12 protein-coding genes are annotated in these 16,340 nt (G+C 41.5%); 9 read left to right on the top strand and 3 right to left on the bottom strand.

The window, feature by feature from the left end:
- The first annotated feature begins 279 nt into the window (after positions 1–279).
- The 3 genes from ACIQCO_RS06630 (at position 280) to ACIQCO_RS06620 (ending at position 7,129) form a co-directional block, all read left to right on the top strand.
- Positions 280–2,637: a glutaminyl-peptide cyclotransferase gene (locus tag ACIQCO_RS06630; protein WP_400426912.1), complete on the top strand. Its 2,358-nt coding sequence runs from the start codon at positions 280–282 to the stop codon at positions 2,635–2,637.
- 222 nt (positions 2,638–2,859) lie between these two features.
- Positions 2,860–5,982: an efflux RND transporter permease subunit gene (locus ACIQCO_RS06625; protein WP_400426911.1), complete on the top strand. Its 3,123-nt coding sequence runs from the start codon at positions 2,860–2,862 to the stop codon at positions 5,980–5,982.
- A gap of 142 nt (positions 5,983–6,124) precedes the next feature.
- Positions 6,125–7,129: a DUF3231 family protein gene (locus ACIQCO_RS06620; RefSeq protein WP_400426910.1), complete on the top strand. Its 1,005-nt coding sequence runs from the start codon at positions 6,125–6,127 to the stop codon at positions 7,127–7,129.
- 138 nt (positions 7,130–7,267) lie between these two features.
- On the opposite strand, the gene rpiA is transcribed toward ACIQCO_RS06620, so the two are convergent.
- Positions 7,268–7,954 carry a ribose-5-phosphate isomerase RpiA gene (gene rpiA / locus ACIQCO_RS06615; protein WP_400426908.1) on the bottom strand — a complete coding sequence of 229 codons (687 nt, stop codon included), beginning with the start codon at positions 7,952–7,954 and terminating at the stop codon, positions 7,268–7,270.
- Between the two features lie 245 nt (positions 7,955–8,199).
- Between rpiA and ACIQCO_RS06610 the strand changes: the two genes are divergently transcribed.
- Complete coding sequence (locus ACIQCO_RS06610) at positions 8,200–8,670, top strand: SRPBCC family protein (protein WP_400426906.1); 471 nt, start codon at positions 8,200–8,202, stop codon at positions 8,668–8,670.
- A gap of 133 nt (positions 8,671–8,803) precedes the next feature.
- Here the strand turns inward: ACIQCO_RS06610 and ACIQCO_RS06605 are convergent, their stop codons facing one another.
- Positions 8,804–10,057: an SH3 domain-containing protein gene (locus ACIQCO_RS06605; protein WP_400426904.1), complete on the bottom strand. Its 1,254-nt coding sequence runs from the start codon at positions 10,055–10,057 to the stop codon at positions 8,804–8,806.
- 336 nt (positions 10,058–10,393) lie between these two features.
- Here ACIQCO_RS06605 and ACIQCO_RS06600 point away from each other — a divergent pair, with 336 nt between their 5' ends.
- From ACIQCO_RS06600 to ACIQCO_RS06585, 4 genes are all read left to right on the top strand, one after another.
- Complete coding sequence (locus ACIQCO_RS06600; protein WP_400426902.1) at positions 10,394–11,344, top strand: hydroxyacid dehydrogenase; 951 nt, start codon at positions 10,394–10,396, stop codon at positions 11,342–11,344.
- 111 nt (positions 11,345–11,455) lie between these two features.
- The gene (locus ACIQCO_RS06595; RefSeq protein WP_400426901.1) at positions 11,456–11,800 is read left to right on the top strand and encodes a UxaA family hydrolase; all 345 of its coding nucleotides are present in this window, start codon (positions 11,456–11,458) and stop codon (positions 11,798–11,800) included.
- A 3-nt stretch (positions 11,801–11,803) separates the two neighbouring features.
- Positions 11,804–12,961 carry a UxaA family hydrolase gene (locus tag ACIQCO_RS06590; protein ID WP_400426900.1) on the top strand — a complete coding sequence of 386 codons (1,158 nt, stop codon included), beginning with the start codon at positions 11,804–11,806 and terminating at the stop codon, positions 12,959–12,961.
- A gap of 85 nt (positions 12,962–13,046) precedes the next feature.
- Positions 13,047–14,114 carry an Ldh family oxidoreductase gene (locus ACIQCO_RS06585; RefSeq protein WP_400426898.1) on the top strand — a complete coding sequence of 356 codons (1,068 nt, stop codon included), beginning with the start codon at positions 13,047–13,049 and terminating at the stop codon, positions 14,112–14,114.
- 46 nt (positions 14,115–14,160) lie between these two features.
- On the opposite strand, the gene ACIQCO_RS06580 is transcribed toward ACIQCO_RS06585, so the two are convergent.
- Entirely contained in the window at positions 14,161–14,856 is a 696-nt protein-coding gene (locus tag ACIQCO_RS06580; RefSeq protein ID WP_400426897.1) for a FadR/GntR family transcriptional regulator, read from the bottom strand.
- A gap of 472 nt (positions 14,857–15,328) precedes the next feature.
- Here ACIQCO_RS06580 and ACIQCO_RS06575 point away from each other — a divergent pair, with 472 nt between their 5' ends.
- Positions 15,329–16,330: a TRAP transporter substrate-binding protein gene (locus ACIQCO_RS06575; RefSeq protein ID WP_400426896.1), complete on the top strand. Its 1,002-nt coding sequence runs from the start codon at positions 15,329–15,331 to the stop codon at positions 16,328–16,330.
- Positions 16,331–16,340: the final 10 nt, after the last annotated feature.

Raw genomic sequence — 16,340 nt, 5'->3', positions numbered from 1 at the left:
GCTTGTGGCGCTGCGGCTTGAAATCCTCTATAGATTAAATAACAAATTACCACCCTTTGGTTCACAGAGGGTGGTTTTTCATTTCTTCAATCTTACATAGTCCTCAAATTGTCGGAATGGTATTATCTGAAAACTAGGAAATCCCTCCTAAAGATAAATATCAATCGATAAATTCTCCTAATTTTCTTTATATTTCTTTAATTTCCCTTAACTTCCAATTTACAAAAGCGGAGTAAGATTGGTTTTGTAAACAAACCCAATCAAAAAGGAGATGTTAAAATGAAACACAAAAAGTTACTGGCAGCATCGCTTGTTACCTTGCTTCTTGGTTCCACGTCAACCTATGCGGCTTATACGAAATTGGTCGGTCCAAAAGAAGATGGAACAGCTGTAACCCCTCACGGCTGGACGGTTACGCCTCCGGGTTCACAAGTGACGCTTGGTAATTTTCCAATGGGTGGTGCCTTAAGTCCGGATCATCGCTATCTTATTGTTTCCAATGATGGTCAAGGTGACCAATCTATTCAAGTGGTTGATGTTAGCACCCAGCAAGTCGTTCAGACCATTCCCTACAAATCTCCCGAAGCCCTTTATTTAGGGGTTACTTTTAGTCCGGACGGTAAAACGGTCTATGCATCAGCAGGCGGCAATAACAAAATCCGCGTCTATGGATTTGAAAATGGAGCATTAACGGAGCGTTCTCCGATTATGCTGACAGATAAAAACAAAACAAACTTCTATCCGGCCGGATTATCTGTTTCAAAGGATGGAAAGTATCTATTAGTTGCCAATAATTTAAACCATTCCGTATCAAAAGTAGATCTCACCACCAATCAAATTTTAAAAACCACCTCTGTTGGTAAAAATCCTTACACAGCGGAATTAAGCCATGATGGGAAATCCCTTTATGTCAGCAACTGGGGTGAAAGCAGCATCAGTGTCGTGGACCCAGAAACGTTAACCATTAAAAGCACGATTCCTGTCGGACTGCATCCGAATGCGATTATTGAAAACACGGCGGACGGTAAACTCTATGTAGCGAATTCCGACAGTGATTCCATTTCCGTCATTGACCCTAATCAACAAAAAGAAATCAAAACAATTTCCCTAAGCCCGTATAAAAATGCTCCCACAGGAAGCCAGCCCAATGCGCTTGCCTTAAGTAAGGATGGAAAAACTCTTTACGTTTCGAACGGAGGAAATAACGATATAGCCGTTGTTGACCTAAAAGCAGGAGATGTGACAGGGTTAATTCCTACTGGCTGGTATCCAAGCGGTGTCTACCTAAATGATGAAAAGCTCATGGTACTGAATGCAAAAGGCCTTGGAGCTGGTTCGAACCGGGAAGGCCAGTATATCGGGAGCATGATCAAAGGAACGATGTCGTTTATCGATACTCCGAATGAAAAGCAGTTAAAAAAATATACGAAGCAAGTAGAAAAGAATAATGAGATTTATAAGCCAACTGGATTCAGTGCCAGTGACAAATTCCCAATCCCGCGCTTCGAAGGTCAGGAGTCACCGATCAAGCATGTCATTTATGTGATCAAGGAAAACCGGACGTATGACCAAGTATTTGGCGATGTGGAAAAAGGAAATGGCGATCCTAGCTTAACCATCTTTGGCAAAGAGATTACACCTAATATCCATCAACTTGCTGATCAATTCGTCTTACTGGACAACTTTTATGCGAATGCAGAAATCAGCGCCCAGGGTCATAACTGGTCTACAGCCGCACAGTCCAATGATTATGTAGAGAAAAACTGGCTGGCTAACTATTCTGGACGGAACCGCGGCTATGACTTTGAAGGGGATAACGAGGCTGCCTATCCAAAAGCAGGCTTCCTCTGGACGAATGCCGCTCGCTCAGGTGTATCATTCAGAAACTATGGAGAATTCGTCAATTATGACAAAAAAACAGGAAAATATGTTGCGAATGAACCAAGCATCGGCAATAATTTTGACCCGGATTTTCCTTCCTATGATCTTAAAATTTCCGATCTTACCCGATATGAGGCATGGGCAGAAGAATTTCAGCAATATGTGAAAAACGGGAATCTGCCACAGCTGCAAGTTGTTCGTCTGCCTAACGATCATACACTTGGAACGAAGGTGGGAGAACTAACGCCGCAAGCGATGGTAGCACAAAACGATTATGCACTTGGAAAGCTTGTCGATATGGTCAGCCATTCCCCTTATTGGAAAGAAACAGCTATTTTTGTTACAGAGGATGATGCCCAGAATGGGTGGGATTCGGTGGATGCACACCGCACAACGTCACTCGTTATCAGCCCTTACACGCAAATAGGGAAAGTGGACAGTACCCTTTACGATACAACTTCCATGCTGCGTACGATGGAAATGATCTTAGGCATGAAGCCGATGACCCAATTTGATGCCTCGGCTGTTCCAATGGTCAATTCGTTCACACATAAACCAGCCTTTACCCCTTTTAAGGTGATTGAACCAACCTATCCGCTTGATCGGAAAAATGGGGTTAACGCACCAATGGCAAAGGAATCTGCAGAACTTGACTTTTCAGGGGTTGATCATGCAGATCCTGAAAAATTAAACAAAATTCTCTGGAAAGCAACTAAAGGAGATAAACCATATCCTGGAGACAAGAAGTCTAATTAAATCATGATGAAAAGGGTGACACAAAGGAAAAATAGTGGCCCCACAAACACCTATCCATGTATATAAACAATAGTTTATACATGATGTTGCGAGTGCGGACCCAACCCTTTGGGTCACCCTTTTTTATAAAATATTGACATTGCGAATTGTCCAGTTCCACGCTTTTTTTTACTTATGGAATTATTGATTCATTTATTACTTGTAAAAGGTGGTTTATTTTTCATGAATCGATTTATTGAAGCAGCAATGAAACGATCGGTTTTAATCTTAACATGTGTCGCCTTGATTATCACTTGGGGGGCTATGTCTGCTTTTCAGATGCAGCGTGATTACCTGCCGCCCATTAACAACACGGCTCTTATGGTTACGATTCAAGCGGACCATTATCAAGCAGATCAGGTTAAACAAACGATTGCGGCAAAGGTTGAGGAAGCTGTCCAATCGGTTGATAAGCTTAGCTACATAGAAACCAACTCGTTTGATGGAGGTTTCATGGCAAGCCTTTACTTCCCGAACCATACGGATATGGAAAAAGTAGAAAACGACGTAAAGAAGGCTATTGATAAAATGAAATTGCCTGACCATGTGAATACACCTTTGGTTTCAAGGGTCAGCACGAACTCTTTTCCGGTGCTGCGCTTAAGTTTGACGAGCGAAAAAATCGATGAAAATCAATTGCGTACATCGATTGAAGCGAAAGTGACAAATGAAATCAAACGTGTTCCTGGAGTCATGGATGTACGTGTAACCGGTGCAGGAAAAGCCGGATACATGTTGACGCCGAAAGCCGACGCAATCGAAAAATATCGTTTAACAGTAAAAGATATCGAAAATGCCCTTTCTTCGATTGATCCGTTATGGCCGCAAGGGACGATAAAAGAAAAAGGCGGACCGGAAGGACAAATATCGATGCCGATCCGGGTTACAGGTTGGGAAATGAATCGCACCGATTTAGAAAATATTAAAATTCCAACACCTGACGGAGAAACAGTCGTTTTACATGAAATCGCTGCGGTTAAGAGCAGTTTAGTAGACTTACAAACGATTTCAAGAACGTCGGGACAACCAAGTGTTCTTCTTGATGTATTAAAAACACCTTCAGCAAACGTTACGGATGTCACAGAACGGATCAACGAACGAATCCAAGCCATACCTGAAGTCAAGTCAGGTGCCGTTCATCTCTCTGTTCTTTTGGACCAAGGAAAAGAAATAAACACTGCTTTAAAAGGGTTAATCAAAGAAGGATTATTAGGAATTGTCTTCTCCGTCATCTGTGTATTTGTATTTTTTAGAAATATCCGTTCAACACTGATTATTGCCCTGTCATTGCCGATCTGCCTCCTTGCCGCAACAGCTATCCTGAAAGCGATGGATGTCAGCTTGAATATCTTAACCATTTCTGGATTAATCGTCGCGATGGGGCGAGTGGTCGATGATTCGATTGTCGTAATTGATAATATGTACAGAAAACAAATAGAACGATCGGGCGGCCTGGTAACAGCTCGGCAATTGGCGAGCGGGGTCGTGGAAATGATTCCTGCGATTGTTTCGTCTACTGCGACTACTGTTGCCGTATTTCTGCCTATTTCCCTCATCGGCGGGATGATTAGTTCTGCTTTTTCTGGATTTGCCTGGTCCGTTGTCATTGCTCTTATCACATCACTGGCAGTTTCGATTTTGGTCGTACCTGCATTAGCCTATTTATGTTGGAAAAAACAGCCGATTACGAAGTCAGTTGACTTGGAGATGAGAGCGCGAAACGTACTTCAATGGGTATTTTTAAAGAAAAAAGTGATTGTGGTCCTTACTGTGGCTTTATTTGCTATTACAGTGACAGGCGCTGCTTTCCTGCCAGTGAACTTTTTTCCAAGAGAAAATGCCAATGGTGTGACCATTCAGGTGGAGCTTCCAGAGAATGCCCAGCTTGGTGACGTTGACGCTGAGGTAAAAAATATTGAAACCATCTTAAAAGACAGAGCTGAGGTCGAAACCTTCACTTCTACTCTTGGTTCAACGTTTACGCCGATGTTTGATGATGTATTTGATGAAGGCGGCGGCTGGATTCAAAAGCAAAATATCGCCAATATTTCTGTTGGAATCAAGAATCAAACAGACACAGACCTATTCGTGAAACAATTACGCAGCCAGCTTGGAGCATTATCAACATCTGCTGTCTTCACCGTTGCCAATCAAAATATTGCCGGTGATGATTCACGATTAAAGGTGATTTTAACGGGGGCAGACCAAAGTGAACTAGATTCAGCTGCGATCCTGGTAAGAAGTAAATTGCAGATGATACCTGGATTGAGTGTGGAAGGAACAGCAAATGATGCCGATGAGTCGATGAAACATTTCCTTGCACTTAATCAGAAGAAAATTCAACGATTAGGTCTTAATGTCGATGAAATAACGAATCGAATTAATAGCTATTTACCCCAAAATGTAAGAATAGACGTTGTCAATGGAGATGCACCTATTCCTATTGAGCTTCATATGGACACCGCTCAAGGTCAACTTGTATTTGCCGGTGATCCAAATCCGGAAAAAACGATTCTTTCAAAAATTGGACATGAAACGTTTACTGCCAAGGATGGTTCACAGGTGTCGCTGGCGGAAATTACGACGTTGGAGACGAGCAGCCAAACAGTTATCAGTGAACGGGAAGGCCGTCCATTTGCTGCCGTTACCGGTAACATTGTCACAAGAGACATTGGCAAGGTAACGAGACAAGTTAACGAAACAATGAAAGGGTTGAACCTTCCTTCTGGTGTTGACTATTCGCTTGGCGGAATCTCACAGCAAGTCACGCAAATGGTAATGGAAATGAGTCTCGCGCTCATCCTGTCACTTGCACTCGTTCTGATGATTGTAAGTGCGGTATTTCGTGGCTGGCATGCACCGGCTGCCGTATTGATTTGTATTCCGCTGGCCTTAATTGGGTCTGTTTGGGGCATGGCGATTCTTGGAATGGAATGGAATCTTGCCGCCTTGATTGGAATGTTGATGCTTGCTGGGATTGCCGTCACCAACGGAATTGTCCTCGTCGATAAAATTGAACGGAATCTTGCTGCAGGAATGGAAGTGAGACAGGCAATCCTTTTCGGAACTGCTACAAGGGCGAGGCCGGTGTTCATGACAGCGGGAACGACGATCCTGACCCTGCTTCCCTTAGCGGCCTCAAGTAATGGAAACACACTTGTTTCTCAAACCCTCGGGGTTGTCGTTGTCGGCGGCATGATCAGTTCCACTCTTATCTGCCTCTTAATTATACCAATTATGTATGAATGGCTGAGTGTAAAGCGGATTAAACGAAACACCGTTCAGCGGCAACAGGTATCAGCGTAAATAGGGCCGGTGCCTGTCAACCGCCCGATTACCGTTGTATCAGCGGAAATTCCCTCCAAATGAACTTGGGGATTTTTTCCGCTTACATATTTTATTTGATATAGGGAAAAATATGCCAATGTTACCGGTAGGAGGAAGAGATATGACGAGGGATCATGAGGTTGGTTTGACATCAGCTGAAATAACAGGATTATGGACCACCTATATTGGTGAATCTATGTCGATTTGCATGACCAAACATATGTTGAAATATTTGGAGGATGCCGACGTAAAGCCCCTCTTGGAGGAGTCTTTAGCAGTGTCTCAAAAGCAACTTAATGAAATTCAAACGATCTTTATGAAAGAAAAGTTCCCGATTCCTAAGGGATTTACCGATGATGATTATAATTCCGATGCGCCAGCTTTATTTTTCAATTTATTGCCGCTAAGCTACGTTTATGGCATGAGTCGTTTATCTATTGTAAATTATGGAATGATGGTTACGGCCATGGCGCGAGAGGATATACGTTTGTTCTTTTCAAAATGTTTGAATTCGTCCCATGACCTATTTAACAAGGCCATTACGATTATGCTGAAAAAGGGAATTTATGATCGGCCAGCGATGATACCTTATCCTGAAGGTATCGAATTTGCCAAGAATCGTGAAACTTTCTTGTCCAAATGGTTCGAACCGCAAAGACCCCTTAATGTGCTGGAGCTAACAGCTATTTTTTTCAATAGTGAAAGAAATTATTTTGGCTTGGTTTTTCTAACCGGGTTTATTCAGGTCGTAAAAGACGAGAGGATCAAGAAGTATTTGATAAAGGGGAAAAAATTAGCAGAAAAGCAAATTAAATTCTTAAATGATACACTAAGAAACGATGATTTGCCCGTGGCATCTATGGTTAATACGGAAATATCGACGTCTACCATCTCACCTTTTTCAGAAAAGCTGATTTTAAATTTGATTACAACGCTTAACTCAACGGCGTTAACCTTTTTAGGACATTCACTTTCCACGTCTTCAAGAGCAGACTTATCCGTTGAATATTCGAAACTTATGGTTGAGATTATGCAATATGGGAAAGAAGGAATGGATTTACTGATTGAAAGGCAATGGTTCGAGGAACCTCCCCATGCACCCAATCGAAAGGAATTGGCGAAATAGTGTTGGGATGTAGGACGAGGGACAGGGACCTCGTCCCATTTTATTTAGATCCACAGTCTCCTCCTCGAACATTCTTGTTTCACGACGTAAATGTGTCAAACAAACTCCAATTGTGGATTAGGGGCAGCTTCTCCCTATTTATTTATTTATGACTTTTACTCCGCTTTCTCCACCAATTATGATAGTGTCCGTCATTCCGATGAATAGACCAGTTTCTACTACCCCCAATAGGAGTTTTAATTGATTATGCAGTTCTGCGGGATTAGGGATGGACTGGAACTGGCAATCTAAAATATAGTTTCCGTTATTGGTAATAAAAACTTTCTCATCCGTTTTTCTTAAATGCGGAGTGACGCCAAGCTCTGCAATCCTTTTAGCTGTCAGTTCCCAGCCAAATGGGACAACTTCGACCGGGAGGGGGAAACCACCTAAGGTTGTGACCATTTTTGATTCATCGGCAATGATAATTAACTTCTTCGCATTGGCAGCTACGAGCTTTTCACGCAAGAGGGCGCCGCCCCCGCCCTTGATCAAGTTGAAATTGAGATCAATTTCATCGGCTCCGTCAATCGCAATATCAAGACATTGCACTTGGGAGAAATCAGTTAACGGAATATTAAATTCCTTGGCCCAGTCCTCCGTACCTAAAGAGGTAGGAATGCCTTTAATAGTAAGCCCTTGATCGACTAACTCGCCCAATTTTTTCAACAGCCAATAAACAGTTGAACCAGAACCTAAGCCAATCGTCATTCCATCCTGAATAAATTCTGCTGCTTTCTCACCAGCTGCTTTTTTTCTTTCATCTGTCGAGTTTAAGTTTAACAATGGGGTCACCTCACGTTTTTATTTAAATAATAGCATATGTTGTATTTACCATGAAATCTGCCACCCCTTGAACATCATGTTAGCTGATGAATGTTTCCGGATGTTCAGCACTAAAATCCCCAAAACTTTCACCTCTCTCGTTGTTCGAGTTTTTCATTTTGAACAGGCTCTTAAAGGAATTCGCCAATTAAAGAGGAATACTTATTAAGTAAGCATTTTTTAATGCAAATAAAAGAGGTGTTAAGATGAAGTCATGGTCAAAAGAAATAGAAATAGAGGCACCGATTGATCAAGTTTGGGGACTATTAGAAGGACCATTAGAGGAAATGCAAAAAATTATGCCACAAGTAGTAGATCATAAACCAGTAAAAGTGACGGACGTGGGCGTTGGAAGTATCTATCGACAAAGATATAAAGAGGGGAAACGTATAGAGGAGTACGATGTTGAGACATTAGAATATGATAATGCTCCTGATAAAAAGAAATTAAAGGTAGGCTTCACGCTTGCAAAAATGTTTGAGATTACGGCCTTGTATGAACTATACCAAATCAACCAGCAGAAAACGCGGTTTACTTATACCTGTACGAATCGCCCGTTGAAATCGTTCCTTAAATTATTTTTACTATTTGCAAGTGATAAGATTGTCGTGCAGTTTTGTGAGAGAGTCAAAAAAGTGGCTGAGGAAGATTATAAAAAAACAAATTTGTTAGTTTAATTGGGGCAGTCGATGGTATTTAAAAGTTTCCGTGAATTCGAGCCAAAAAAGTTGAAGCGGGACGAGGGGACGCCCGTCCCGCTTCATTTTTATTTTTTGAAGCACAAGAATCGCCATGACTCGCGTCCCTTTGTTATTGAAGAGAATGTAAAGTCATTTGTTGACCTCTGTTGCCTTCAAGTGTTAGTGTTACGTTTTTCCCTTGGTGGTTAAATAATTCATTAATCATGTTGCCTGAGGCTTTTGCCATATGAGTGTATCCATCAGGCGTGATGAAACGAAAAGTCCCCCCAGGGTCTACTCCACTTATTTGTACGGATGCTACTGTTATTTGATTTGGAGTAGATGCAGTTGTGGCAGGGATATTGATTGTTTGGCCAATTTTCAGCTTTGTTGGGTTTACTGTTGGATTTAGTGCTTGAATGGCCGAGACAGAGACCCCTAATGTTTTACCGATTTTTGTAAACGTATCACCGCTCTTAATCACATACACTGTGCTGTTCGTTTTAGTAGGCTCAATTTTTGTATTTGCCGGTGCGGTATTCGTTAAATAGGTTGCACTAACAAACGCTTTTTTTCCGCCCCACTGAATCTGTGCCCAACCATTGGAGGTTGATGTCACAGCTACATGATCGTTTAATTTTAACGAACCTAGTATAGGACTGCTCGTAGAAGCAGCTTCTCTTACCCTTAACGATGAGGCAGTGACAACCATTGTTTTTGCTTGAGATACAACTGCATGTTTTTGTGTAAGATAGTCAGCGCTGACAAAACAAACCCGGCCCTTGATCAGAATGCCGGCCCATCCGTTTTCTACGAATGCAACTTTGACAACATCCCCTTTTTTATAGGTTCCAATAATACTACTTGCAGTGGTTGGCTGCGAGCGAACATTCAGTGTTGTCGCGGTAACAGTCCTGTCTTCTACTTTTGGTAAAAGAATTTTTTTACCGTTAATGGAAGTAAGCCCATTGGCATCCAATATTTCCTGTGCAGTGACCCCATGTATCGCAGCGATTGTTTCAATTTTTTCGCCGCTTTTTACTTGATATGTATATTCCTGAATATATGCTGCATCCGCAGTGCTTGAATATAAGCCAAGCACAACGGTAAAAATGCCAGTCACAATCATTTTTTTTACGACATTTTTTTGAATCCATTGGTTAACCTGTGAAACATATGTATTCCAATCTGCTCGAATATCTTTTAAGAATCCTTTCACATCTAGTACATTTCGCAGATCAAACTGTATGCTTTTATAATATTCACGTTTTTCCATCCTCGAAGTGAAAACCGGTACACTTTTTGTGTGCTTGCTTTTTCCGTAAGTTTCTTTCCTGCTTAATGTTAATTCACCATTTACAGTTAATTCCTTCGTCAAATTCATCATTTCTCCAATTCTCTCTCTTTAGTTATAAATTAGACCATGACTCAGATGATCTCCCCATTGTAATATTCGAAATGTGAAATCGTTTTCTGTCTTAAAATTGTAATAATTAGTTGGAAATACATTGTGGAGGACTGTGTACCATTTTCGGATCACTTTACAGTAAAAAAGGAGAAGAAGGCTACTATCACATCAGCTATCTACCTTTTTAGTTTACTCATTTAATTTTTCGTTAGTAAGTTGAAAATGCTTGCCTCCTATTGACCAAACCAATCGAGGGTGTTTTAATATTGTTATAGTGGTTGGGTCACTGAACCAATGGTGAGGAGGGAATTTATGAAAGCCTTAATTACAGAATTAATTTGGAATGAAGGAATTGCGGAGTTGACTAGTCATGGGTTTGAGGTACATTATGATGAGGGCCTATGGGGGAACCGCAAAAAGCTGCTAGATGTGGTCAAAGATTATGATGCGATTATTGTTAGGAACCAAACAAAGGTGGATCAGGAACTATTAGATGCAGGAATACGCCTGAAAGCAGTTGGCCGCTTGGGAGTTGGAATGGATAACATTGATCTCGCTGCAGCGAAAAAAAGAGGGATTCAAGTGGTGTATGGCCGTCATGCTAATGCCACATCCGTTGCAGAATACGTGATGTCCGCAATGTTAAGTGCGAATCGGCCGCTTTATTCAGCAGCTGCTGAAAGTAGGGTGGGAAATTGGAACCGTATAAAGTTCACTGGTGGCGAGATTGCGAATAAAACACTCGGTTTAATTGGTTTAGGTGAAATCTCTCATCGTGTAGCGAAGCGGGCACTTGCTTTTGGTATGCAGGTGATTGGATATGATCCATTTATCACAGAGTACGACCACATAGTTTCAGAAACAGGTATCCAGCTAATAAAGTCTTTAGAAGACGTATTAACAGAGTCCGATTTCATTTCCTTACACGTTCCGTTGACAGCTGCAACGCATTATTTAATTTCGAAATCAGAACTGCAGAAGATGAAACCTACAGCGTATATAATTAATACTTCTAGAGGAGGTATTATCGATGAAACTGCGCTGGCAGCTGCATTGAATGAGCAAACGATTGCCGGGGCGTTTTTAGATGTCCTTGAAGTAGAACCTATCTCACAGTCTAATCAACTATTATCCTGCGAAACTGCCGTAATCACACCTCATATTGCAGGACTCACCAACGAATCTCAAATCAGAACATCATTATTAGTAGCCAAAGAAGTGGTGAAAATCCTAAAAGGTGAACGCTCTTTATGCGCCATTTAAATAAAATATTTTGAAAATTAAAACATTAATGTTGACTATCCGATGGTAAGGTGATTTAATAAATATATAGAAATTGGTTGGGTCACTCAACCATAAAAAGGAGGCTTTCTAATGAGTTTCAATAGCCAAGCAAGTACGATTACGGAAAAGCAGTCAGAGGCAGCTGGAAATGTAAGCACTCACAAGTTTTTAATCCATCATCGGGGTGATCATGTAGGTGTTGCTACCAGCCCGATTCAAGTGGGAGAAAAAGTAGTCGGGATTTATATGGATGATAATTCCGATGTGGTCGTAACGTCTAAAGGGGATATTCCTCTTGGCCACAAAATTTCCTTAGTCAATTTAGAAAAAGGGGAACCAGTATTAAAGTACGGCGTTCAAATTGGCTTAACAACAGAAAAGTGGGAAATCGGCGATTACGTTCATACCCACAACATTAAAACGGCGAGGTGGTAGAAAATGAGTCAACAGCTTTTTGGATATCGCAGGGAAAATGGTAAGGTCGGAATTCGGAATCACGTCATTATTTTACCGGTAGATGATATTTCTAACGCAGCTTGTGAAGCTGTTGCAAGACAAGTTCAAGGAACGCTGGCTCTTCCTCACGCATATGGCAGACTTCAGTATGGTCCAGACTTGGATTTACATTTCAGAACGATGATTGGAACGGGTTCAAATCCTAACGTAGCAGCCGTCGTCGTCATTGGGATTGAAGAAAATTGGTCGAAGAAAATCGCTGATGGGATTGCCGAAACTGGTAAACCAGTATCCTATTTTTCTATCGAAGGAAATGGTGATTTAGAAACAATCCGTGCGGCATCCTGGAAGGCGAAGGAGTATGTTCAATGGGCCACTGAACTTCAAAAGGAACCAATTGAATTAAAAGATTTAACGATCAGCATTAAATGCGGCGAATCGGATACAACCACCGGCATGGGCTCATGTCCAACTGTATCACAGGCAGTTGATCGTTTAATTGATGCTGGTGCGACCGTGTTCTTCGGGGAAACCTCTGAATTAACTGGCGGTGAGCATTTGATCAGCGAACGGATGGCAACACCGGAACTGCGTGACCGATTCATGTCCATCTATGATCACTACGTTGGAGAAATTGAGTCTAAAGGTGTTGATTTACTAGGATCGCAGCCGACCCAAGGGAATATCGCCGGCGGTCTGTCAACAATCGAGGAAAAAGCTTTGGGGAATATTGCTAAAACAGGATCGAAGGAAGTCGTTGGCGTCCTAGACCCTGCTGAAAAACCACTGAATGGAGCTGGACTTTACTTCATGGATACGTCTTCTGCAGCGGCAGAATGTATTACCCTAATGGCAGCCGGGGGAGCCGTACTCCACTTATTCCCGACCGGCCAAGGAAATATTATCGGCAATCCCATTGAACCGGTTGTGAAGATTACGGCCAACCCAATCACTGCTGCTACGATGAGTGAACATATTGATGTGGACGTGCAAGGTTTGTTATCCCGCAATATCTCTCTGGAAGAAGCTGGGGATCAATTGATGGAAATGATTTGCCGTACCGTAAATGGCCGTCTTACCAGTGCAGAGGCATTGGGCCATCGCGAATTTGTCATGACAAAACTATATCGCAGCGCTTAAATCACTTCTCCCTACACATGTTTATGCGTAGGGAGTTCCCTTTTTTGAAGCTTTTTTTATCATAAAAAACATGAGGAGATTACAAATGGGTACCTACCGTGAATCTGATCTTAAGAGGTTTTGTGAAAATGTACTGAAAAGTGTGGGGATGAATCAAGAGAATTCCTCTGTGGTTGCTGATTCTTTAGTCAAAGCAAATCTAGAAGGTGTTGACAGCCACGGAATCAGCCGGCTTCCTATCTATGTAAAACGGTTTAATGATCAGCGAATGAATGTGAATCCTGACATCCAAATGGCCGAGCCAACCGCATCTGTTTTGCTTGTTGATGGCGATAATGGCCTTGGCCATGTGGTCAGTTATCACGCAATTTTAAAAGGAGCAGATATGGCTAAACAAAGTGGACTGACGGCCATTGCGATTAAGAATAGCAATCATTTTGGCACCGCGTCTTATTTTTGTCAGCTGGCTTGTGAGCAAAATCTGGCCTGTATTGGATTCACCAATTCTCCCCCGGGAATTGCTCCTTGGGGAGGAAAAAATGCCTTTTTCGGAACGAACCCCATTGCATTTGGCTTTCCTACCGGAAATGAGCAGCCGGTCATTATTGATTTATCCACCAGCATTGCAGCAAGAGGGAAAATCATTTTAGCTGCAAAGCAGGGAAATCCCATTCCTGATGGATGGGCAATGGATGAAGACGGTCTCCCGACTAATGATGCAGAAGCAGCCTTAAGGGGTTCGGTCCTGCCATTAGGTGGAGCGAAGGGTTCTGCGTTAGCTTTAGCTGTCGAAATCATGACCGGTGTCCTTTCCGGAGCCGCTTTTGGCCCTCATGTTAAAAATCTTTATGATGAAGCGGAAACCGAACAGGCAAATGTGGGCCATTTCTTCCTCTTGCTAGATATCGAGAAATTTATGCATCTATCCACTTTTTTTGAATCGCTTGAACATCTGTTAACAGAGATGAAGGAAGTCCCCAAGGCACCAGGGACGAATGAAATAAGATACCCAGGGGAAAGAAGAAGGAGGGACAGGGAGCGGCGCCAGTTAGAAGGAATTGTCTTATCTCCTAGTGTGGAAGAGGAACTCTCCAAGCTTGGGGATTTTTATAACGTCCGATTTCCAGAGCCACTATCCTTAGAAAAAATATAAAATGAAAAGGCTGTTCTGAATCTTGCAGAACAGCCTTTCTTCATTATTATTCTATTAAAGCATTTGCCGTAATGGAACGTTCAACGCTTTCTAGATGTTCCTTCATACAGTGCTGCGCTAAATCTGGATTCTTTTGTTTGATGGCTTGTAAAATTTCCGTATGTTCCTGAACGGATTGTTGGGCTCTGCCGGGAATTTGAATCGATTTATTCCTTGCTTCAGATAATAAATCGATTAAATAATTCATAATCCCGATTAAGACTACATTTTTCGAATTATTGGCTAAGGTGATATGAAATTTATGGTCTAATTCCGCTAGACGCTTATAATCCACATTGCCTTGGACGATTTTATTTGCTTCATTGACAATTTGTTCTAACTCGGTCCATTGGTCTTCATTCGCATTTTCAATCGCCCACTTTACTGTCCATTCTTCTAGAATTTTGCGGACAGAGAAAAAGTCCTTGATTTGTTCAGTTGAGACAAAAAATGCTTCCGTCATCTTTTGAATTTGATGTTCAGGTGAGGCAATAAATACCCCAGTTCCATGTTTCACTTGTAGGTATCCGTAGGCTTCGAGGATTTTATAGGCTTCCCTCACCGTATTTCTGCTGACTGAAAGCTCAATCCCCATTTCTCTTTCACCTGGTATCCGCTCACCTGCTTGGTATTCTCCCGTTTGGATCTTTTTCTTTATACTGTCTGCTACTTGTTCAGAGATCCCTTTTCTATTAAATTCCATTTGACCCCAACCTCCTCCGTGACAATCAAAGTACGTCTCCTTTTTAAAAAAATAGTACTTTTTCCCTAGTGGCTCAACCTTTATTTAAACATTACGTTACTAGCTTGTAAATGAGCTATTTAACGAAAAGTATTACAAATTTAACATAGTGCATCTGCCGGTAGCATGTTGCTATACGGCGGATAGTCTCCTTTTTAATATTAGGAAGGTTCTATTTATAATATCGAATTTAGTTGGTTAGGTGACCCAACCAATATAGCTTCATTAAACCATTTTTACCGTTGCTAAGCAATAAATTTATTTATTGAAGAAATAATGTTTGATTTTTTAGAAAATTTAAATATAATTAAATTAGTGGTTGGGTGACTGAACCATAAAAGGAAGGAGGAGTACATAATATCTTCAGCTTACCTATGTCTAGGACTAATTTTAAAATATGAAAGGGCTTACAAACTAGTAGGGAGGTTAGGAAATGAAAAAATGGTCTGTCTTCATTCTAATAGGGTTAACCTGTTTATTCATGATTAGCGGCTGCTCCAGTATAGCGTCAAGTAAGGGAACGGATGCCGAATATGTTTTAAGGCTCGGGCATTTGCAGACAGATACTCATCCATATCATAAAGGAGCTTTAAAGTTTAAAGAGCTTGTTGAGGAAAAATCAAACGGAAGAATCAAAATTGATATTTTCCCTAGCAGTCAGTTAGGGAACGGACGGGATCAGATTGAGGGTGCCCAAATTGGCTCGATTCATTTTCACATCGGTTCCGTTGCTCCCGTTACCAATTTTGCCCCGCAGTTTAATGTACTCAACCTGCCTTATTTATTTGAAAGCCGTGAGCATGCCTTTAAGGTTCTCGATGGAGAAATCGGTGAGGAGCTAGGAGCCAATTTGGCGAATAGAGGGTTAATGAATTTAGGTTTTATGGAAAATGGCTGGCGGCATATGACCAATAATGTAAAGCCGATTAAAACAGCTAAAGATGCGGCTAGCTTGAAAATTAGGGTCCAGGAATCGCCGCCCTATATTTCATTTGTTAAGGCCCTAAAATCTACACCTGTACCAGTGCCATTCGGGGAACTTTATACCGCGCTTGAGCAGCATGTAGTCGATGGCCAGGAAAACCCGCTTGCGCAAATTTACTTGAACAAATTTAATGAAGTTCAAAAGTATTTGACGTTAACCAATCATAATTATGATGCAGCTGTTTTTATCATGAGTAAAACAACCTATGATACCCTTCCAAATGATCTACAAAAAGTGATAACGGAAGCTTCCAAAGAAGCGATCCAATTTGAACGAAAATCCGCTTTGGAGGATGAGGAAAAGCTGTTAGAGGATTTACGCAAATCGGGCATTCAAATTGAGGAAGACGCCGATTTAGACTCCTTTAGAGAAGCTGTTAAACCAGTATACAAAGAATTTGAAGCCTCAATTGGAAAAGATCTGCTGGACAAAATAGAGGACTTAAAATAAGCGTGTGGAG

This window comes from Neobacillus sp. NPDC093127, assembly GCF_044754175.1.
Lineage (GTDB): Bacteria > Bacillota > Bacilli > Bacillales > Cytobacillaceae > Neobacillus.
Note: the sequence above shows the minus strand (reverse complement) of the source record. Positions and strands in the feature narration are given on the sequence as shown.